Genomic DNA, 20,361 nt, shown 5'->3' on the forward strand with positions numbered 1-20,361 from the left:
TGTAACGCCGCGTCAGCGTGCTGAACCATACAGAAATTCTGGAGTACACACCCATGAGCAACGCGAACCATAACCACCAGCTTGGCGCAGATTACGGGTTGGATACCTGGCGGAATCTGCATATAGATCAGCAGCCTACATGGGCAAATCACGCTGATTTTGACGCAACTGTTGCCGAGCTGAGCTCTCTGCCCCCGTTAGTTTTTGCTGGTGAGGTAGATTCTATGCGCGAACAGCTGGCGGAAGTAGCCGAAGGACGTGCGTTCTTGCTACAGGGCGGTGACTGTGCCGAAACTTTTGAAGGTGCCACAGCCTACAAAATCTCTGGTCGCATCAAAACTCTTCTCCAGATGGCGGCGGTTCTTACCTACGGCGCTTCGATGCCTGTGGTGAAGATGGGTCGTATGGCTGGCCAGTTCTCAAAGCCACGTTCCTCGGATACGGAAACACGTGGCGATGTTACTTTGCCTTCCTTCCGGGGCGAAACCGTCAACGGTTTTGAGTTCACGCCTGAAGCTCGTGAGCATGATCCTAAACGTATGCTGCGCGGCTACCACACCAGTTCCGCCACCCTTAACCTTGTGCGTGCTTTTACAAAAGGTGGCTTTGCAGATCTACGCGCAGTACATCAATGGAACCGCGGGTTTACTTCAAACCCAGCGCATGAGCGATACGAACAAACAGCTGATGAAATCGGCCGCGCCCTCAAATTCATGGAAGCCTGTGGAGTTGATTTTGATGCGCTCAAAACTACCGATATGTATGTGGGGCACGAGGCTTTAGTCCTTGACTATGAAAGGTCCCTCACCCGCATCGATTCACGAACCGACTTGCCCTATGACACCTCAGCCCATTTCTTGTGGATTGGTGAGCGAACTCGTGGGATTGATGATGCGCACGTGGATTTCCTCTCTAAAGTGCATAACCCCATCGGCGTAAAACTCGGTCCCACAACCACCGCCGAAGATGCACTGGCCCTTATCGATAAACTTGACCCGAATCGTGAACCCGGTCGCCTCACTTTTATTACCCGTATGGGGGCTAAGAATATTCGAGAGAAGTTGCCTCCTATCGTCGCAGGGGTACAAGCTGCTGGTGCACAGGTTATCTGGGTAACCGATCCTATGCACGGTAATACAATTTCCGTTCCTTCTGGCTATAAGACCCGCCGTTTTGACGATGTACTCGATGAAGTTCGCGGTTTCTTCGAGGTACATGATGCTCTCGGCTCATTCCCTGGCGGTATTCACGTTGAGATGACCGGGGATGACGTTACTGAATGCCTAGGTGGCTCAGACGCTATTGATGAAGAAGCCCTAGCTGATCGTTATGAATCTCTTTGCGATCCCCGGCTGAATCACTCGCAGTCGCTTGAAATCGCGTTCTTGGTATCCGAGTATCTCAGGAACCGATAAGCAATCTAGTTTTAGCTTTATGCTGAAGGTCGCATAGAACTTTACAGAGTTTCTATGCGACCTTCGCATATGGGATTACTCTATAATCCGCCGAAAAGCCTGGAAAAATCTTGCCACCAGGCGGCCTGCAGCACTGATGTGGCGAGCATCCAGCCCGTAAAACCAGCCGCCATAAAGAGAACGACCACCACTAATGCGGCGAGGCTCCACGCTGTAGCTGAAGGTGGCTCGGCAAGAGACTCGGTAGGGAATCGAGGATCAAGAATGTGCCGACGTTCGCGCTCCTGCGTTTGAGACATCCAGCTTTGTTCAGAGTCTAGAGAGGAATTTTGCTCCTGGTTTGCTTGGACAGGAACACTTGAATTCCGGCGATCATATATTCGTTGCGGATCTGCATAGGCAGAGAACGATTCATCATCCAGCTGCTCTTTGGACATAGACTTTTCTTGCTGAGGAACGTGCTGAGTGGAAGGTGATTCTGATCGTGGTACTGGCGATGGCTCTGGTTGTAGCGCGTTATGGAGATTCGCTGGTGCACTAGGGGTTGAAGATGGGGGAGATATTAGGCTCTCGTCGGGACCATATGGTTCTGGACCAATACCGATATGCCCTTGTTCATGGACAGCAGGGGAGAGAGGGACACCAAAATCGTCAATTACCGAATTCTCTGCATCTACGTCGAGAATCAAATCTACCGCGCTGCCGTACGCGCTAATAGGAGTATCACGCACCATTTGCGCCATGCCGCTGCGCTCAGCAATATCACCCACCTCATCCCAAAGCGCAAGCTCGGGAGGTTCAAGATGCGGGGAACGCCATGCACGATCTTTAGGATTCATCCGCTGGGCTATCTCGGATAAAGCAGTGAAAAGTTCCGTGGCGTCCTCGGGGCGTGCATCCGCTTGTTTACGTGTGCACCACCTGATAATCCCCGCTATATCGGGGTCGATTCCCGGAGCTACTTCCGTAATTGGAGGCATCTCAATGTTGGCGTTGTGGTAGAGAACCTGTTGATCGTTGTGTAAACCGGTAAACGGTAAACGACCGGAGAAAATACGGTACATCATAACGCCCAGCGCAAAAATATCCGCTGGAGCACCAACACGTCCTTGTGGGTCTAAAATTTCAGGCGCCACATAGGCGGGGGTACCCATAAGAACCCCAGAGTCATATTGGTCATTGCGGCGCGTAAGACCAAAATCTGCTAACTTAATGCGCCGCTGAGTATCTAAAAGAATATTCCCCGGCTTCATATCGAGGTGAACATACCGATGCGCATGCACCTCTGAAAGCCCCTCAACAACGGGAAGCAAAATTTCAAGACCTTCCCCCATAGACAGTGCTTGGCGAGAGCGAAGGAGCTGGCTGAGCGTACACCCATAAACGTACTCCAAAGCGATATACATAATGCGCTGCCCCTGAAGATACTCGGTACCTGAAGACAACACACCTACTGTGTGACCCCCGCCAATTTTACGCAGAGAGCTTTCCTCACGATGGAATTTTTGCCTGTTCTCCGCTTGTTCGGCAAGTTCGGGCGTAAGAACTTTAATAGCTACGGGATTATTCGACCACAAGTCAGAAGCGTAATAGACTTCACTCATGCCTCCGCGGGCTATCATTCGTCCCATGAGGTAGTGCTTTTCGAGCACTTGACCGGTTAACCGCAGCGGCTGCTTATGATTCGTTTGGGGAGCAGGACCGGGCACAGAGGAACCGGAATTAGGCTGTGGAGTATGACTCATAGTGATAAAAATTTTAGGCGATGCATTTGAATGATGCGACCCTATTTGTCATGTCGGAACCTAACCCTCAGCAGATTTTCAGGAAAGGTGTATACCTGTGATTTAGTCGTAGGCTAGATGAGCACGCTACTTGCAACACACCAGCTTGCGGTACGGAATAAGTGGTAATTGATTAGGCTCTCTGGCACTCTTAAAGGGTGACTAACGAAAATATTGCTCAGACCTTTGCCCTTGTAGGCGAGTGGGTCACTATTCCAGAGATCGCTGAGATCCTCGATCTGAAGATCACTCGCATACATAATCTTCTTTCTGACGGGTCTTTGATAGCCTTGCGTGATCCCGAAACCAACGTGCGTAAAGTCCCCGCACTCTTTTTGAACGGGAACCGCGTCTTGGAATCTTTAAAGGGAACTCTAGTCGTACTCAAAGACTCAGGGTTCAGCGATGAAGAAGCAATCGTCTGGCTATACACGGATGATGACTCTCTTCCTGGGCGCCCTATTGATGCTTTGAAAGACGGACGCAAGACAGAGATCCGCCGTCGCGCGCAGGCGCTTGCCTGGTAAAACAAAACTAAGAAGAGTTTTTATCAAGATCGAGTTCCAACGGTACCCGAAAAATATATAGTTATGCGGCGCATCTAACAGCTTGGACGCGCCGCATCACCATTCTCTACTAAGCTTTACGGTGCAGCGCCTTAGCCGCTATAGCGCTGAGCGCGCAGCGTATCGGCTCGGATACCGGCAGCGCATGAAGCGCAGTATCTACAGCTTCTGACTTCTGAGCGATAAGCTCTTCGACATGCTCTAGAGCCCCAGAGCCTATCATAAGCTCTCGGATTTTAGAGATTTGCTGGTTCGTGAGTTCCGGGTTCCCTAAGGCGCCTTCAAGCATCCTGCGGTCTTCAGCAGAGATATTTTGTGTTGTTAGCGCTATGAGAACGGTGCGTTTTCCCTCACGAATATCATCTCCGGCGGGTTTGCCTGTGGCGCTAGGTTCTCCAAAGACACCAAGTTCATCATCACGAAGCTGAAACCCTTCTCCCAGCGGAAGTCCGAAAGCACGATATTTCCCAAGAATCGGGTGGTCTTGATGCGCGATTGCGGTGAGTGCTAAAGCCCCTCCTAAGACGAGTGGGTGCTCACAGGAGTACTTTGCGGATTTGTATTGAATAACACGGTGAGCACGAGCGAGGGCGTTCTCAGGAGTCTCTGCTGGAATAACTTCGGAAAGCACATCAAGGTATTGGCCAGCCATAACTTCGGTACGCATAGTATCGAAGATATTTCGCGCTTCGGTGCCGGATAAAGCACCTTCTCCGATGGATGAGAACATCTGTTCCGACCACGAAAGGCACAGATCGCCCGCGATGATTCCACCGGTTAGTCCGTAGTTGAAAGTATCGCCCACCCATGAGTTCTGGATGTGCTGCGTTTCAAACTTTTTATGTACTGAGGGCTCTCCGCGGCGTGTATCAGAGCGATCGATAATATCGTCGTGAATAAGAGCCGCTGATTGAAAGAGCTCAAGGGCAGCCCCTGCTCGAATAATAGGGGTAGGAGCCGACCTTTCGAGTATGGAGTCTCCTCCAGCACCTCGCCATCCCCAATAGCTCAGAAGCGCCCGGAGACGTTTCCCTCCGGAAGAGAGCGACTCGATAGCTTCAAGAAGGGGCAGTGCATCGTGAGATATAGCGGTCAGCAGAGTGCGTTGTTGTGCGAAAAATTCTGACATAGTAGCTTCGACTGCGCGTAGGTAAGCTTCTTGCTCAGACTTAACGCCGTCGCTGAGATTTTCAGGTTTCGGCTGTTCTGCCATGTTTGTGTTCCTTAGGGGAGTGCGCGCGAATACTCCTCTAGAGTAAAGCACCGGTCGATATTTGCGAATATTATAACCTTCCTAAGGTCTGAGGTTTCTATAATGTAGAATACAAGTACTAATTATAGAATATATATGCTATTATATTGTGAATTGGGAAGGAGGGGTATGAACCAGCAGCAGGGGCGCGTTGTTATGCATCTTGATATGGACGCTTTTTTCGTTAATGTGGAGCTTCTGGAGAGCCCCGAATTACAGGGTGTACCTATCATCGTTGCTCCACAGGGGCCTCGCGCCGTGGTGTGTTCTTCCTCGTATGAGGCTCGCATATATGGAGTTCGTTCTGGTATGCCCCTTTCACGAGCTCTTTCTCTATGTCCTGCTGCTGTGGTCATGCCTCTTCGTGGTAACTATAGGTATTATTCGCAGGCTGTTATGGATATTTTGCGTGCAGAAAGCCCGTTGGTAGAACAGGTAAGCGTGGACGAAGCTTTTGTGGATCTCACGGGTGCAGTTATCCATGGAACGAGTCCTGTAGATATCGCTCAGCGTGTGCGTTCACGAATTGCGGAGGAACTTCATCTGCCAAGCTCGGCAGGTATTTCCGTCAATAAACTTATTGCCAAGATGGCTTCGACCGGTAGTAAACCTAACGGGCTATGGGTGGTTCCTCCCGCAAAAGTCCGTGAGTTTTTAGATCCACTTCCTGTCTCAAAACTCTGGGGTGTAGGGTCTAAAAGTACTGCAGCCCTCGGTAAATACGGTATTACAACAATTGCTGGTTTACGCGAACTCGACATAAGCTGGTTGCGTGCACGGTTCGGACGAGCTGCTGGAGAACACCTTTGGGCTACATCTCGTGGGCTCGATAGCCGTGATGTTGTGCCCTATCGTGAAGAGAAAAGTATAGGCGCTGAGCACACATTCGGGACTGATACTACGTCGGGGTATGAGATTACAGATGCTTTGCGCTCGCTTTCGTTTAAAGTGGGTATACGTTTGCGCCGTGCACGTAAGCTGGCAGGTTCTCTCAGCCTCAAAATTCGGTATGAAGGATTTGAGACTCATACGAAATCTGTGCCGTTGTCAGTTTCTTGCGATTCAGGTATGGAAATTTATCGGGCATCTCATGCTGCACTGCGCGGGATGGGGCTTTTGGCCTTTTCTGCTGAGCAGTCTCAGGAGTATGCGACACGCGCTATTCGCCTCATTGGTGTTCGCGCCGAAAAACTTGAACGTAGTGAGCTCGGAGTGCAGTATCCACTCTTCGATGATGCAATACTGTTAGATTTAGAGGCAGGTTCTAAACATCTTGAAGATACTGTGGGTGATGATAGGTTCAGGGTCGGTGCTTGGAATGGAATCCGTAGTGCTCCTGACTGGAGCGCAGTGGAACATGCTCTCGATAGTATTCGTCAGAAATTTACTGATGCAGCCGTTTCTAGTGCTTCTGATCTTTCATATATTCACAAGAGCAGCCCAGAAAAACAGAAAACTTCTTAGGGGAGCGCTCTGGAGTATAGGGGAGTAAAAAGTGGAGGGGATCGAAGAATCTGGGGTAGAAAAATCTGTCCTGAGGTGAATCTTCCCATAAAGAGCATAAACAAGACCATATTTGGTTAGAGAAGAAAATTTTCACGCGAGCGAGCGGTAGGTATCTTAAAAAAGGATTGCGGGGTAGTATAAAAGCAACGGAGTGTTGTAGGTTTAGGATAGACGAATAAGCACTCATGTCACCGGTTCGTTCAAGGAGAATGAAATGGCACTTTCTGAGCGTGAACAGAAGGTTCTCGACCAGCTCGAAGAACTGATGAGCGCTGAGGATCCACATTTTGCGTCATCAATGTCATCAACGGGTAATACAGCTCCCGTATTTAGTGCCCGACACATGGCTCTCGGCATTTTGGGCGTGTTAGCTGGGTTGGGTATTATTATCGGTGCCGTTGCTTCAAAGATGATATGGCTGGGCATTATTGGATTTATTATTGCTGCCGGTGGTGTTTATTTGGCGACAACGAGTAAGAAGACTCCGGTGGATTCGTTCTTAGGAGACAAAGCGCAGGGAGCAACCCAAGCTCGCCAGGAAGGTGCGGGTTCTTCTGAAAAATCTACAAAGCAGTCGAAGTTCATGTCTCGCCTCGAAGAGCGTTGGGACGATCGTAACCGTGGTGAAAACTAACTTTTGATGATTTAAATTTTACTAATAAGTTTAAAGAAACGTCCGAGAGGGCGAGTGGTTTTTGATAAACCACTCGCCCTCTTTGGCGCTTAAAACTAAGGAAAAGCTGTGTTCTTTCTGAGAAAAATCCTCATGAGGTAGGAATAGTGGAGCAAAATGGAGTAAAGTGGAGGGGAAGATAGTTTCAGGGGTAGACATGCCTAATTGGAGTCGCGGGTATTCCGCTTGTCAGGAAAGGGGTGCCGCATGTTTCTTGGAACATATACACCCCGCCTGGACACCAAGGGGCGCATCATCCTGCCAGCGAAATTTCGCGATGAGCTATCAGCTGGTCTCGTGCTAACACGCGGTCAGGAACGCTGCCTATACGTGTTTCCTGTCGCCGAGTTTGAGCGTATCCACGAAACGATGCGAAGCTCTCCGCTTCCTGGGCGGCAAGCACGTGACTTTATGCGCATGTTCCTTTCGGGAGCTTCTGATGAGGTGCCTGATAAGCAGGGACGTGTAACGATCCCGCCTGTGCTGCGTGAGTATGCAGGTCTGTCGCAAGAGCTGACTGTGATTGGTTCAGGAAGCCGTGCGGAAATCTGGGACTCCAAAGCATGGGAAGAATATATGGCACAGACAGAAGCAGAATTTGCGTCGTTGGACGAAGATCCTTTCGCCCCGATTCTGTAATGACTATGTCACCACACAGTTTTGTTGCCCCAAACGTAACCTGTGATCCGCTGTGAACGACCGCTAGAGCTATGGGAAGGAGCATCATGAACGCCGAGTCTCACTCACTTACCGGCGTGGTTGCCCCAACGCACGATGTTTCGACATCCCCCAATGCTGTATCTGGCGACCCTGGATATCGGGAAGGGCTTTTGGGGCAGCTTTCACAACGACAGGCACAGGAACGCCATGTTCCGGTTATGCTCGATCGTTGCCTGGAGCTGTTGGAGCCCGCTATTTCGCGTCAGGATGCGGTTGTCATTGACGGGACTTTGGGTATGGGGGGCCATACAGAAGCAATGCTTGAAAGGTTCTCCAACCTAACGGTTATCGGCATAGACCGTGATGCACAGGCGCATGCTATTGCTGCCGAACGTCTGGCACGTTTTGGAGATCGCTTCGTGCCTGTGCACACCGTATATGACCATATAGAAGATGCGATGTCCGCGGCGGGAGTCACCTCTGTAGATGGCGTTCTTCTGGATCTAGGCGTGTCTTCGATGCAGCTGGACGAGCGTTCTCGTGGGTTCGCGTATTCCTATGATGCACCTTTGGACATGCGCATGAACGGTGATGATGAGCTAACTGCCCGCATCGTTGTCAATGAGTACAGCGAGAATCAGCTGCGTCGCATTATCAAAAACTGGGGTGAAGAGAAATTCGCTGCCCGTATTGCCCAGCATATTGTGGAACAGCGAAAACACACACCCTTCACCACGACTGGGGAACTGGTAGCTACCATTCAGAAGGCTGTACCCGCTGCAGCACAGCGCAAGGGCGGTCATCCGGCTAAGAGAACTTTCCAGGCTTTGCGTATCGAGGTTAATCATGAGCTAGAAGCTCTTGAACGGGCGGTTCCTGCGGCTTTGAATGCTCTGAGACTCGGCGGTCGTTTTGTCGCCATGAGCTATCACAGCCTTGAAGACAAAATCGTCAAACGTACTTTGACCGAGGCTGCTACGTCGAAGGCCCCTAAAGGCTTTCCCGTGGAGCTTGACGAACATCAGCCGACGATAAGAGTTATCACCCGCGGTGCAGAGCCGCCTACAGAGGCTGAAATCGCCGAAAACCCACGTGCAGCAAGCGCTAAACTGCGTGCCGGAGAAAAAATCAAAGTATCCAGCTGAATCTCTAAGACAGCTTAATTTAACTCTCCCGGCACATCTACCTAATTGGCATAACAACAGATACAGACTTGAAAGAGCAGGATATGACCCCTCCGCAACACTCTCCGAGCGTTACCACTCCCGAAGCGCCGACTGTAACCGGCGTAGAGGAGACGCCCCGCACTGCCACTCGGCGCGGGGGAACTCGGAACGCTAATTTGCGTATTATCCCTGAGCATAAACCTGCTCAAAAACACCCAACGCGCCGGGGTGTACCGGGGCGGAATAAACCTGCGTCAAATGTGAAAAGCCGTGTTTCTCAAATCCAGGTTCCACGTACTTCTGTAACTTCTGATACGCACGCTCGAATTGCTCATCGTGCGCAGAACCGGTTGTCGGAACATGTAACCGCATACGCTGGTCCGCGCACTGGCGGTGCTCAGCATCCGCGTACTATCGGATACCCGGCGAAATCTGCATACCCAGCTCGTTCGATTGCGGCTAAGAGCTCACGAGTAAAAGCTCAGGCTCGGGAGACTCGTCGTGTACCGCTTGCCCTGTCACTGGTACGTCCGCGAAGCTGGAGTCCTGTGGCGTTGGTGGGTGTATTTGTTGCTATCCCGTTGACCTTGGTCTTTATCTTGATGCTCAATATCTTGATCGCAACCCGTCAATACGACCTTGTGGACTTGCGTACCCAAGAGCAAACACTGACCCAAGAGAACCAAGCCCTGCAACAAGAAATTGGGTACCAACAGGCCCCGCAAAACTTGGCGAACCGTGCAAGCTCACTGGGCATGCATGCGACGGATATTCCGGCAACTTTGGATATCAACAGCGGGCAGATTAACGGCACGGCTACTCCTGTAGCGAAGCCTAAAGATGATGCCCCGGGCGCTCGCAACCTCGTGGATGCCCCCGCCGTTCCCAGTCAGGGGAGCCGCGCTTCGACATCTGCAACACCGAGTGCAGCACCGTCTGCATCGGCCGATAAACAGCAGCCGGCTTCGAGTGCGTCTGCTTCATCGTCAGCGTCTGCAAAACCCTCGGCATCCACTAACCCTTCAGCATCTCAACGATAGTATATTGGTGGAGACTGGAACGAACTGTTTAAGAGTTTGAAAGGACACCTTTGAGCTTTCATGAGAATGCGCCCGTGCCGCCCGAGCCTCAACAGCTTGGGCGTCGCGGGTTTGTAGTGGGTGCTTTAGCCACTGGCGGCTTGGCAGCCGTGGGTGCACGGCTTCTCTATCTACAGGGGTTTGATCCACAGCATACTGCCGAGAAATCGCGTGAGAAACGTATGCGCTCTCAGACTGTTCCAGCGGTTCGAGGTCAGATTCTCGATATTAACGGAGTGGTGCTTGCTCGAAGCGTGCAGCGGTACAACATTATTGCGGATCAGACTATTGTTGCTTCGTATAAGCGCTACGATAATGACCGCGATACTAAGAGTGAAATCACTCCAGAACAGTTGGTGTATGAGCTAACCGACATTCTGCATACCGTTGACCCTACGATTACCGACGAGTTTATCAAGTCTAAGCTTGACGGAGACTCAAAATATGCCGTCGTGAAATCAAATGTTACCCCTGAGATATTTCGCCGTATTGATGCTCTAGGAGCCCCGTTCCTTTATGGGGAAGCCATCTCTGAGCGCCTGTACCCAAACGGACCCGTGGGCGGCTCTGTTGTGGGCCGTTACCGTATTGTTGATGAGGCAACCGGTAACGAGAACGAGACGATCAAGAAGAATTTATCTGTAGGTATTGAGCGCGTCTTTGAAAAAGATCTTGCGGGCGTGGACGGTCAGCGTACCTACGAAATTAGTGCCGATGGTGTGCGTATTCCTGTTACTAAAGAAGAGGCGACCGATGTAGAAAATGGGAAGAACGTACGTTTGACCATTAACCAGGACATCCAGTATTTCGCGCAGCAGATTGTCAAAGCGCGTGTGGACGAGCTCAAAGCGGAATGGGGTACCGTTATCGTTATGGATGTGCGGGATGCCTCGATTTTGGCAATGGCCGATTCTACGATGATGGATCCCGGCGCTGAGAAAGTTAAGAACGAGCAGGATACAAGCCCACGTGCTATTTCCCAGGTTGTTGAGCCTGGCTCGACTGAGAAGATTCTGACTGCATCAGCTTTGATCGAAAGCGGCATTACGACCCCTACCTCGGCGTATGATGTTCCGGAACGTTTGGTGATCAACGGGCAAACATTTACGGACGCCTTTGACCACCCCGCACAGCGCCGAACTTTTTCAGGTATTATCACCGATTCAATGAATACCGGAACGGTACTTGTCGGGCAGAAACTCCCCAAGGAAGACCGCTATAACTGGCTCAAAAAATACGGTATGGGGGATTATACGGGTATTGAGCTGACTGGCGAACAGCAGGGGTTAGTAACTGATTGGCATGAGTGGGACGGTCGTCAGGAATACACAGTTTTCTTCGGGCAGGGTATTGCCCAGACCCCTCTACAAACCGCCATGATTTTTCAGGCACTCGGTAATAACGGTGTGAAACTTAAACCGCGCATCGTTGACGCTTTGATTGATGCCGATGGTACGGTGCATAAACGCGATGTGGAACCCGGCACCAGGATGGTGAGCGAAAAAACTGCTGAACAATGTCGAGAACTAATGGAGAATGTTGTACTTCAAAGCCATGCGAAAACAGCCTCGGTCGAAGGGTACCGAGTCGGCGGTAAGACGGGTACAGCTGAAGCTCCCAGCGATAAAGGCGGATATGACGGATACACCACATCCTTTATAGGGCTTGCGCCTATAGACAACCCGCAGTTTCTCGTAAGCGTTACTCTGCAGCGCCCTCAGGGCGATGTGCGTAGTGTGGGAGCAACAAGCCAGTTCTCACAGATTATGGAGAAAGTACTGCACACGTATAACGTGCCTAAATCCACCACAGACCCAGTAAAAATTCCTATTTTTGCGGATGGAAAATCTAACGGGTGAGTCACATGCGGTCACCCGACCGTGCAGAACTTATTACAATAGGAACGTACCTTGACGTTGATCGAGGACGATAACAATAATAATCTCGGCGGCAAGAAATGCGTATGACCGTCAGGAAAGAAGGATAATGGACAGCGAAACGCGCTTGGCTCAAGACGTTCGTCGCATCCCGCACTTGGGAGGCGATGCGCAGAGTCTGCGACCTCAGAATCCACGAGGGAGCACGGTTACTGAGCTCGTGGAGCATCTAGAGGCCTTAGGTGCGCATCCTGTTCTAGAACATCAAGGCTCTGAAGAAGATGTGCGAGGGATCAGCATGGATTCTCGCGCGGTTCGTCCTGCAGACCTATATGTTGCTCTTCCAGGCGCGAAAGCTCATGGTGCACAATTCGCGCAAAAAGCACTAGAGGCCCAGGCTCACGCTATCCTCACGGATACTGCAGGCGCTCGGATGATTCGGGAGGCAAATCTTTCTTTAGATGGGTGCTCCCTGCTGGTCTGTGACTCTTTACGTCCTGTTATAGGATCACTCGCCGCTTTGATCTATGGGTCACAAGATCACAAGAATCTGAATCGCTACGCTGTCACAGGAACCAATGGAAAAACGACGACTACCTACATGCTGGAGTCGGTATTCCGAACTGCTCTCAAGGCTAAGACCGGTCTTATCGGTACTATCCAAATTCTCGTTGATGGTGTGAGCGTTCCTTCAGCTCTAACCACCCCAGAGTCTGTTCACGTTCATTCGCTCCTTGCGATTATGGGGGAGCGCGGTGTGTCTCATGCAGCAATGGAAGTTTCCTCGCATGCTATCGACTATCACCGTGTGGATGGTGTAGTTTATAAGGTTTCTGGGTTTACAAACCTCACCCAGGATCATTTAGATTTGCACGGCACCATGCAGAATTATTTTGATTCTAAAGCACAGCTTTTTACGCCCGAGCGGACTGAGCGCGCTGTCATCACTGCCGATGACAAGTGGGGCGAGAAGATGCTTCGCCACGCCCAGATTCAGCTGGGGACCGGTAATGCTGTTCGGCTTGTTACTGAGTACGGCATGGGTCTAGCCGAGGTTCCAGCTGAGTTCGGTCCGCTTGATTGGGCGGTAATCAACGTTGAACGTGATGGGTTAGGGCATCGTTTTACGTTGGCTAACGGCACGGGAGACACTATTCCCTGTTGTACCCATCTTCCGGCAGATTTCAATGTCTCAAACGCCGCACTCGCCGCGCTGATGGTATATATTGGTGCTTCTGAGGAAGAACGCATTATCCTACGACCTGCCCTAGCTGATGGCACGGCACTAACCCCTATAGTGCCCGGGCGTATGCAGCTGATTTCTCTGGCACCGCATACTATTGTCGATTTTGCCCACAACCCTGACGGGCTCACTCGGGCGCTTGAAGCCATGGACCGACCAGGTGGTGGGCGAGTCATTATTGTTTTCGGGGCAACAGGCGAACGCGATCATCTCAAACGTCCCCTAATGGGAGAAATTGCTGCACAGCACGCCGATATTGTGATTGTGACCGATGACGATCCGCACGGTGAAGATCCCGCCCCAATTCGTGAGGCTGTTGTTGCCGGGGCTGAACGAGCTAATGCCGAAGGTGCGCGAGCATCCCAAATCCTTAATCTTGCTCCGCGAGAAGTGGCGATTGCTCGGGCAATTGAACTCGCAGATGCGAGAGATGCTATTCTTATCGCCGGTCGTGGACATGAAACGGCGCAGGATGTTGCCGGTACCGATGTGCAACTTGACGACCGCGTGGAGACCGCGAAAGCGCTTGTCTCTAACAACTTCGAAATTCTTCCGGATTATCGACGCATGCTTGAAGAAGCATAAGGAGCATAGATGATTAAGCTTTCCGCCGCCGAAATTATTACGGCAACAGGCGGCTCACCGCTCGGCTTAGCCGGGCGTGAGAGCGAGCTAGGTGCTACCTTCGCGACCACCGATTCGCGTGAGGTTATACCAGGCACTCTATTTGTTGCTAAGCCAGGTGAGGTGACCGACGGACACAACTTCGTGTCAGGAGCCTTCGACAAAGGTGCTGTCTTAGCGCTTGTCGAACGCCCTGTTAAAGATGAGCGGGGTATTCTGTACCCCAGCATCCAGGTTGATGATGTGGTTCTCGCCATGGGTAAGATCGCACAGTATGCTGTTGAAAAGATGCGGTCTCTAGGCGATCTTACGGTTATTGGTATTACCGGTTCTGCGGGGAAGACCACCACAAAAGATTTATTAGCAGCGATCCTAAGTTCTCAGGGCGAAACTATAGCCCCTGTAGGTTCGTTCAACGGCGAAGTTGGCGTACCTTTGACTGTATTCCGTGCTGACGAAAGTACTCGCTACCTTGTGATTGAGATGGGTGCCGATCATGTGGGGAATATCGAATACCTGGCAAATATTGTGCACCCTGACCATGGTGTGATTCTTAAAGTTGGCACCGCACATGCTGGCGAGTTTGGCGGGGTCGACAACATCGAACGTACTAAAGGGGAGCTTGCCGAAGGTATTCGTACTGGCGGAACCTTGGTCCTCAATGCCGATGATGAGCGTGTTGCACGCATGTCAGCTCGTGCAAGTGTGCCGGTAACCTACTTTGGGGTGGGGGAGAAACCGCAGTACGAACGCTATACTGCCGCTTTGGGGCTGCATACTAATGATGCTGGTTGTCCGGAATTTACTCTTCGCCTTCCCGACGCCAGCGAATATGAGATTTCCTCCAAACTCATTGGCGAGCATCATGTATGCAATATTCTGGCGGCTGCTACAGTAGCCTATAACGCTGGTGTTCCTGGAGACGCTATTGCGCATGCCCTCAATAACACCGGGGCGCTGTCTAAATGGAGGATGGCTCGCACAGACCGCGCAGACGGCGTGACTGTCATCAACGATGCGTATAATGCTAATCCCGAGTCAATGACAGCCGCTTTACGCACTTTGGCCCAACTGGGACGAGGCGCGAAGCCACGACGGACATGGGCAGTTTTGGGGGCCATGCTCGAACTGGGCGAGGCCTCTTTGGAGGAGCACGATCGACTCGGTCGTCTGGTGGTACGCATGAATATATCAAAGCTTATTGCGGTTGGTAATGAGGCGAAACCAGCCTACAACGCCGCGCATCTTGAAGGTTCATGGGGTAACGAAGCTACCTGGGTAGAGACACCGCAAGAAGCACTAAATATTTTGCGTGCAGAATTACGTTCTGGCGATATTGTGCTGTTTAAATCTTCAAATGGCGCTAAACTAGGTTCTTTGGGCGATGAGGTTGCCTTCTGCACCGAAACCTTTGGCGAGGCTCAAGAACAGGCTCCAGCTTGGCTGAGTGCTGGCGATTTTGTTGAGGTGACGGATTTAACGGACGCCGCTCTGAGCACGGTATCAGCTGGTAGTTCTGCAGCGCAAACCTCGACGACCGCCCTAGACCGTAGCCATCTTCACGAAGGAACACATTAACCATGATTACTGTGCTTATTGCTGGAATCCTAGGGTTTATTATCTCCTTCTCAGCAATACCGCTCTTCATCAAGCAGATGCAGAAGCTCAAGTTGGGGCAGCTGATTCGTGAAGAAGGCCCCGCCGCGCATCAGCATAAGGCGGGGACGCCCACGATGGCAGGTCTTATTTTTATCCCAGCCGCCGTTGTTGCCTACTTGCTTGCGTTGCTGATTAACGCTGCAGTTTTTGGAACCTCGCCGGTTCCTAGTGCGACGGCTTTATTGACCCTCGGGTTTACACTAGGAATGCTCGGAGTCGGTGCCGCCGACGATATTATGAAGTTCCGCAACCAGGGGAACGAAGGACTTACCGAGAACCAGAAGACTATTGGTCTGCTGGCGGTGACTCTTCCTTTTGCGTATTTGGTGTTTCAATTTCCTAATGCGGCGGGAGTGACCCCCGCCTCAACGGCGATTTCGTTTGTGCGTGATCTTCCGTTCGACTTCATGGCTGCGGGGGCTATAGGTGGTACTATCCTCATGGTGTTGTGGATTACCCTGATTTCCCTTTCGGGCACTAATGCCGTGAATTTCACTGATGGTCTCGATGGACTTGCGGGTGGCGCAACGATGACCATCTTTACTGGTTACCTTGCCATGACTATCTGGCAATACGTACATGCCTGCAGCGGTGGGGCGGGAAACGCATGCTACGATGTGCGGGATCCAGGGTCGCTGGCACTTATTGCAGCCGCACTTGTTGGTTCCCTCGCCGGGTTCCTATGGTGGAACGTTTCTAAGGCACAAATCTTTATGGGGGACTCTGGTTCTCTTGCTTTGGGAGGCGCGCTGGTTTCCTTCGCTATTTTCACTCGTACCGAGCTTCTGCTTCCCATTATCGCGCTTGTGCCGGTTCTGGAAGTGTTCTCGGTGATTGTGCAGAAAGTTGTCTTCAAAGTTAGCCGTAAACGTTCTGTATCTGTTGGCGATAAAATTCCTCATGCCTACCGTTTCTTCCGCATGACTCCTTTCCACCATCATCTTGAGAAAACCGGTGCAAACGGAAGATACTCCATAGATAAGAAGGGCCTTGTCCCCGGCTCTGTCAGCAGTGGTGAAGTGAACTCGGTATTCCGTCTGTGGATTGCAAATGCGCTTTGTGTGCTGGTTGCTCTCGCAATTTTCTTTGGAGATTGGTTCTCACAGACGTCTGGAGTGATTCACTAATGCCTGACGCTAAGAACTCGCAGCGGGCCTCCAACTATCAGGCACAGCGTGCCCAATATGCAGATGCTATCGCCGTCAATCCAGTCGTCAATAATCCTCGGCTTGCTGAGCTCACTACCTGGGACGGGCCTTGGGCGGGGCTGAAGGTTGTCGTGATAGGCCTCGGCACCAGCGGCGATGCTGCAGTGGATGTGCTGGCCCAGAAAGGTGCCCACATTACCGCTATTGATGCGCAGGATACGCAGGAAAAGCGAGAACGCATCCGAATTTACCAAGAAGCCTATGGAAATGTGGTGGGTTTATTTGGTGAGGAATACATGGAATGTGTGCCTCGTGTCGATGATCAAGACCCGGATGTTATCGTGACTTCGCCAGGAATCCGTCCAGATAGCCTGGTTATGCTTGATGCTTATAAACGGGGTATCCAAATTTGGAGTGAAATCGAACTGGCATGGCGTCTGAATCAACGCCAAGGTCGGGTTACTCCAAAGTGGCTGTGCTTGACGGGAACCAATGGGAAAACTACGACCGTGGGCATGGTCGATTCGATTCTTAAAGCAGCCGGTAAAAAATCTCTGCAGGTTGGGAACGTGGGCATGCCAGCAGTCTACGCTGTTGCCGACGATGAACCCTATGAATTTTTTGCGGTAGAGCTTTCGAGCTTTCAGCTGCACTGGACTTCTTCGCTGTCGCCGTACGCTTCCGTGGTGCTTAACGTGGCCGAAGATCACGTCGATTGGCACGGTTCCTTTGAAGCTTACAAAGCCGATAAAGCACGTGTGTACGAAAATACTCAGGCAGCGTGTATCTTCAATACCGATCATGCTGATACTTTGCGTATGGTTGAAGAAGCAGATGTTATAGAAGGTGCCCGTGCCATCGGTATTAGCTCAACCGAGATCCCCTCAGTCTCTATGTTGGGCTTGGCGGAAAACATTATTGTTGACCGTGCGTTTTTGAAGAATCGATACAGCGAGGCACTTGAGCTTGGTGTTCTTGAAGATTTAGCGCCCGTTCCCGGTCAAGCTCCCGCACAGCACACCGTGGAGAATGCGCTAGCCGCTGCCGCATTATGTCGTGCTGCAGATATTGCTCCTGAGGCTGTGGGGGATGGACTGCGTTCTTATAAGCCTGGTGCGCATCGTAATCAGACGGTGCTGTACCGCGATGGAATCCAGTGGGTCAACGATTCTAAGGCTACTAATCCACACGCCGCTAACGCTTCAATGAGCGCTTATCCTTCGTTGATTTGGATTGCTGGAGGTCTTTCTAAAGGGGTGGAGTATGATGATCTTATAGCTCAGCATGCTTCACGTTTGAAAGCAGTATTAATCATTGGCACTGATACGGCGGGACTTAAAAAATCTTTGGCGAAGTATGCAAGCCATGTTCCTACCTATAATATGACGGCTTCGGTGGATGATCCCTCTGACGGGGTTACTGTTATGGAAACTGCCGTAGCCAAAGCAGAAGAGCTAGCCGCTGAGGGTGATACAGTGCTCATGGCACCTGCCGCTGCTTCGATGGACCAATTTAACAATTATGCCGTTCGTGGTAACGCTTTTGTGGATGCGGTCAAATCTCATATTGTCGGTAACTGAAGGCATATTGATTGCTCTGAAACGATAAACGCCATGTAGACTTTTCTGCTGTAGGAAAAATCTATTGAGTTCGTCGTGTTAAGACACAGAAGAGGAGAACGCATGAGTAATGCACCCGGTCAGACTCACTCGTCGGCCCGTGGAGGCGTAAGTCATGCACAGCGCCAGGGTAGGAACGGCTCAACGAGGCTCGGTTCTTTTCTACATAACGCTATCTCGTCTCTTTATAAGCGTTCCGCATCGCGTGATTTAGCGGATGTGCCGCGACTGATTCTTTTAGTATGCGCTGGTCTCACAGTTTTTGGTGTGATCATGGTACTGTCTGCATCATCTGTGAGCATGATTTCACAGGGAATGTCCCCTTTCTCGCAGGTAACCCGTCAGGTAATGTTTGCCGCTCTAGGCGCCGCTGCATTAGGGGCTATAGCAGTCTTGAAAGTACAGCGGTACCGCAAAATGTGGGTCGTTAATATCCTCTTAGCCCTGGCGATTCTTGCCCAGCTTGCCGTTCTTGCTATTGGTACCGATATTAACGGTAACCGCAACTGGATTAGGTTCAGCGGCATTCAGATTCAGCCTTCGGAGTTCTCTAAACTCGCTATTGTGCTGTGGATGGCGATGGTCATGACTCGGCAGGGCAGTAAACTCAAAGAGAAGACATCTCGTGCAATTTTTCCCGCACTTTTTGGACTCTTGCCCTTGATGCTGCTTATTCTGGCAGGTAAAGATCTCGGTACCGTGATCGTCTACGCCTTTATCTTCTTAGGTATGGTATATATTGCGGGCGCAAACCGTAAGACTATGGTATGGCTTTCGATTATTCTGATCGTGAGTGCCATAGTGGGGTCAATTTCAAGTTCAAACCGTCGTGAACGACTGATGAGCGTTTTCGGTGTGTGCACCGGTTCTGTCTGTGATCAATCTCAGGCTGGCGGGGTTGCGTTGGCAACCGGTGGGTTCTGGGGCGTTGGGCTAGGACAATCCCGCCAGAAGTATAACTATTTGCCCGAAGCACATAACGATTACATTTTCGCCATTATCGGCGAGGAACTGGGGCTTTTGGGCACGCTTACCGTAGTGCTTTTGTACCTGGGCCTGATCTATTGTGCGTTACGCATTATCGCCCGAACCGCAGACCCGTTTATTCGTATTGCAACAGGCGGTATTATTGCGTGGCTTTCCACTCAGGCTATTGTGAATATGGCGATGGTTTCCGGTATTCTTCCCGTGATTGGTGTGCCGCTTCCCTTTATCTCATATGGCGGTTCATCCTTGATTTCATCAATGCTTGCCGCAGGTATGCTCTATGCTTTTGCGCGGCAAACTCCACTTGTCGGTGGGCCCATACCGGCCGCCGATTTAACGAAACAGACACCTCGCGAAGTGCGACGTGCTAATGAAGACTGGAAGCGACGACTGTCTCTTCAAGCCATCGTTGAAGATGAGCGGCTTCAACTGCAAGAAGCTGGTGGATCCCTTGGTAAAGATTACTGGGGTGAAGGCTTACTGCGTAGAGTCAAAGAACTGCCATCGTGGCTGGGCATAACCCAGCGACAGCGTGAGCATACTCGCAAGACGTATGAGCAGCGCGCTCAAGCACGTGCCGATCGTGCTGCTGAGCGCCGCCGTGAGGCGGAGCATCAGGAAGTTCTCGCTCATGAAGAGCAGCGTATTCAGCGTGAACGGCAGAGACTTCGTGAGCAGCGGTTCCAAGAGGAACATCCAAATGGATTGCATACCCATGAACGGGTTCCCCAATTGCGCCGTAAGGGAGATGTACAGCCTGCATCTCGTCCCTCGCAGGGCAGGCAACGGTCAACCCCTGCAGACCACGAAGATACGATTCCCCTGCAGAACCTGCAAAAGCGCACAAACGCCAATCGAGCGCGTCACCGCTCTTCGTCATCGGGACGTTTGCCAGCCGGGTTGCGACCTTTGCACCCTCAACCGGGCTCCCAAACATCTTCTTCAGGGCAGCCTTCTGCGGGAACCTCACGTCAGATACGTCGGCAGCAGCCTTCACAGAGCCGGCAGAACCCACGAGGTCGTAAACCTGGGCAAGGTGGTTCACGCTCATAGCCTCTGACTGGAAAGGAGGAATACCAGGCTCGGGACGTGGATATATACCC

Annotated in this window: 15 protein-coding genes; 13 read left to right on the forward strand and 2 right to left on the reverse strand. The window is 51.4% G+C overall.

Features of this window, described 5'->3' with window-relative positions:
* Positions 1-53: 53 nt before the first annotated feature.
* Complete coding sequence (locus HMPREF2625_RS07060) at positions 54-1,415, forward strand: class II 3-deoxy-7-phosphoheptulonate synthase (protein ID WP_070524426.1); 1,362 nt, start codon at positions 54-56, stop codon at positions 1,413-1,415.
* A gap of 80 nt (positions 1,416-1,495) precedes the next feature.
* Here the strand turns inward: HMPREF2625_RS07060 and HMPREF2625_RS07065 are convergent, their stop codons facing one another.
* Entirely contained in the window at positions 1,496-3,160 is a 1,665-nt protein-coding gene (locus HMPREF2625_RS07065) for a serine/threonine protein kinase (RefSeq protein ID WP_070523428.1), read from the reverse strand.
* A 197-nt stretch (positions 3,161-3,357) separates the two neighbouring features.
* Here HMPREF2625_RS07065 and HMPREF2625_RS07070 point away from each other — a divergent pair, with 197 nt between their 5' ends.
* On the forward strand, positions 3,358-3,726 hold the full coding sequence (locus HMPREF2625_RS07070; protein ID WP_004004377.1) for an Rv2175c family DNA-binding protein: 369 nt from the start codon (positions 3,358-3,360) through the stop codon (positions 3,724-3,726).
* Positions 3,727-3,835: 109 nt separating this feature from the next.
* On the opposite strand, the gene HMPREF2625_RS07075 is transcribed toward HMPREF2625_RS07070, so the two are convergent.
* A complete protein-coding gene (locus HMPREF2625_RS07075) occupies positions 3,836-4,978 on the reverse strand; it encodes a polyprenyl synthetase family protein (RefSeq protein ID WP_070523431.1) in 1,143 nt (380 codons plus the stop codon).
* Between the two features lie 168 nt (positions 4,979-5,146).
* Here HMPREF2625_RS07075 and dinB point away from each other — a divergent pair, with 168 nt between their 5' ends.
* The 11 genes from dinB (at position 5,147) to HMPREF2625_RS07130 (ending at position 20,311) form a co-directional block, all read left to right on the forward strand.
* Entirely contained in the window at positions 5,147-6,481 is a 1,335-nt protein-coding gene (gene dinB / locus HMPREF2625_RS07080) for a DNA polymerase IV (RefSeq protein ID WP_070523434.1), read from the forward strand.
* Between the two features lie 256 nt (positions 6,482-6,737).
* On the forward strand, positions 6,738-7,157 hold the full coding sequence (locus HMPREF2625_RS07085; RefSeq protein WP_004004380.1) for a DUF3040 domain-containing protein: 420 nt from the start codon (positions 6,738-6,740) through the stop codon (positions 7,155-7,157).
* A gap of 246 nt (positions 7,158-7,403) precedes the next feature.
* Positions 7,404-7,835 (forward strand): division/cell wall cluster transcriptional repressor MraZ, encoded by a 432-nt coding sequence (gene mraZ / locus HMPREF2625_RS07090; RefSeq protein ID WP_004004381.1) that lies wholly within the window; start codon positions 7,404-7,406, stop codon positions 7,833-7,835.
* Positions 7,836-7,921: 86 nt separating this feature from the next.
* Entirely contained in the window at positions 7,922-9,001 is a 1,080-nt protein-coding gene (rsmH, locus tag HMPREF2625_RS07095; protein ID WP_256387836.1) for a 16S rRNA (cytosine(1402)-N(4))-methyltransferase RsmH, read from the forward strand.
* 83 nt (positions 9,002-9,084) lie between these two features.
* Positions 9,085-10,062 (forward strand): cell division protein FtsL, encoded by a 978-nt coding sequence (locus HMPREF2625_RS07100; RefSeq protein WP_141745427.1) that lies wholly within the window; start codon positions 9,085-9,087, stop codon positions 10,060-10,062.
* Between the two features lie 50 nt (positions 10,063-10,112).
* Positions 10,113-11,960, forward strand: a complete 1,848-nt coding sequence (locus HMPREF2625_RS07105) for a peptidoglycan D,D-transpeptidase FtsI family protein (protein ID WP_048754841.1) — start codon at positions 10,113-10,115, stop codon at positions 11,958-11,960.
* A 127-nt stretch (positions 11,961-12,087) separates the two neighbouring features.
* A complete protein-coding gene (locus HMPREF2625_RS07110) occupies positions 12,088-13,806 on the forward strand; it encodes a Mur ligase family protein (RefSeq protein WP_070523438.1) in 1,719 nt (572 codons plus the stop codon).
* 9 nt (positions 13,807-13,815) lie between these two features.
* Complete coding sequence (gene murF / locus HMPREF2625_RS07115; protein ID WP_070523440.1) at positions 13,816-15,423, forward strand: UDP-N-acetylmuramoyl-tripeptide--D-alanyl-D-alanine ligase; 1,608 nt, start codon at positions 13,816-13,818, stop codon at positions 15,421-15,423.
* 2 nt (positions 15,424-15,425) lie between these two features.
* A complete protein-coding gene (mraY, locus tag HMPREF2625_RS07120) occupies positions 15,426-16,631 on the forward strand; it encodes a phospho-N-acetylmuramoyl-pentapeptide-transferase (RefSeq protein ID WP_048754838.1) in 1,206 nt (401 codons plus the stop codon).
* Entirely contained in the window at positions 16,631-18,232 is a 1,602-nt protein-coding gene (gene murD / locus HMPREF2625_RS07125; RefSeq protein ID WP_048754837.1) for a UDP-N-acetylmuramoyl-L-alanine--D-glutamate ligase, read from the forward strand. Before mraY ends, murD begins: the two co-directional genes overlap by 1 nt.
* Before the next feature lie 102 nt (positions 18,233-18,334).
* The gene (locus tag HMPREF2625_RS07130; RefSeq protein ID WP_070523442.1) at positions 18,335-20,311 is read left to right on the forward strand and encodes an FtsW/RodA/SpoVE family cell cycle protein; all 1,977 of its coding nucleotides are present in this window, start codon (positions 18,335-18,337) and stop codon (positions 20,309-20,311) included.
* Positions 20,312-20,361: the final 50 nt, after the last annotated feature.

Origin of the sequence: Rothia sp. HMSC064D08 (assembly GCF_001809525.1) — a bacterium.
GTDB lineage: Bacteria > Actinomycetota > Actinomycetes > Actinomycetales > Micrococcaceae > Rothia > Rothia dentocariosa.

Excerpts from the sequence above, each read along its gene's own strand:
- HMPREF2625_RS07060 (WP_070524426.1), top strand. The coding sequence starts at position 54 with ATGAGCAACGCGAACCATAACCACCAGCTTGGCGCAGATTACGGGTTG.
- HMPREF2625_RS07065 (WP_070523428.1), bottom strand. The coding sequence starts at position 3,160 with ATGAGTCATACTCCACAGCCTAATTCCGGTTCCTCTGTGCCCGGTCCT.
- HMPREF2625_RS07075 (WP_070523431.1), bottom strand. The coding sequence starts at position 4,978 with ATGGCAGAACAGCCGAAACCTGAAAATCTCAGCGACGGCGTTAAGTCT.
- dinB (WP_070523434.1), top strand. The coding sequence starts at position 5,147 with ATGAACCAGCAGCAGGGGCGCGTTGTTATGCATCTTGATATGGACGCT.
- HMPREF2625_RS07085 (WP_004004380.1), top strand. The coding sequence starts at position 6,738 with ATGGCACTTTCTGAGCGTGAACAGAAGGTTCTCGACCAGCTCGAAGAA.
- mraZ (WP_004004381.1), top strand. The coding sequence starts at position 7,404 with ATGTTTCTTGGAACATATACACCCCGCCTGGACACCAAGGGGCGCATC.
- rsmH (WP_256387836.1), top strand. The coding sequence starts at position 7,922 with ATGAACGCCGAGTCTCACTCACTTACCGGCGTGGTTGCCCCAACGCAC.
- HMPREF2625_RS07100 (WP_141745427.1), top strand. The coding sequence starts at position 9,085 with ATGACCCCTCCGCAACACTCTCCGAGCGTTACCACTCCCGAAGCGCCG.
- HMPREF2625_RS07110 (WP_070523438.1), top strand. The coding sequence starts at position 12,088 with ATGGACAGCGAAACGCGCTTGGCTCAAGACGTTCGTCGCATCCCGCAC.
- murF (WP_070523440.1), top strand. The coding sequence starts at position 13,816 with ATGATTAAGCTTTCCGCCGCCGAAATTATTACGGCAACAGGCGGCTCA.
- mraY (WP_048754838.1), top strand. The coding sequence starts at position 15,426 with ATGATTACTGTGCTTATTGCTGGAATCCTAGGGTTTATTATCTCCTTC.
- murD (WP_048754837.1), top strand. The coding sequence starts at position 16,631 with ATGCCTGACGCTAAGAACTCGCAGCGGGCCTCCAACTATCAGGCACAG.
- HMPREF2625_RS07130 (WP_070523442.1), top strand. The coding sequence starts at position 18,335 with ATGAGTAATGCACCCGGTCAGACTCACTCGTCGGCCCGTGGAGGCGTA.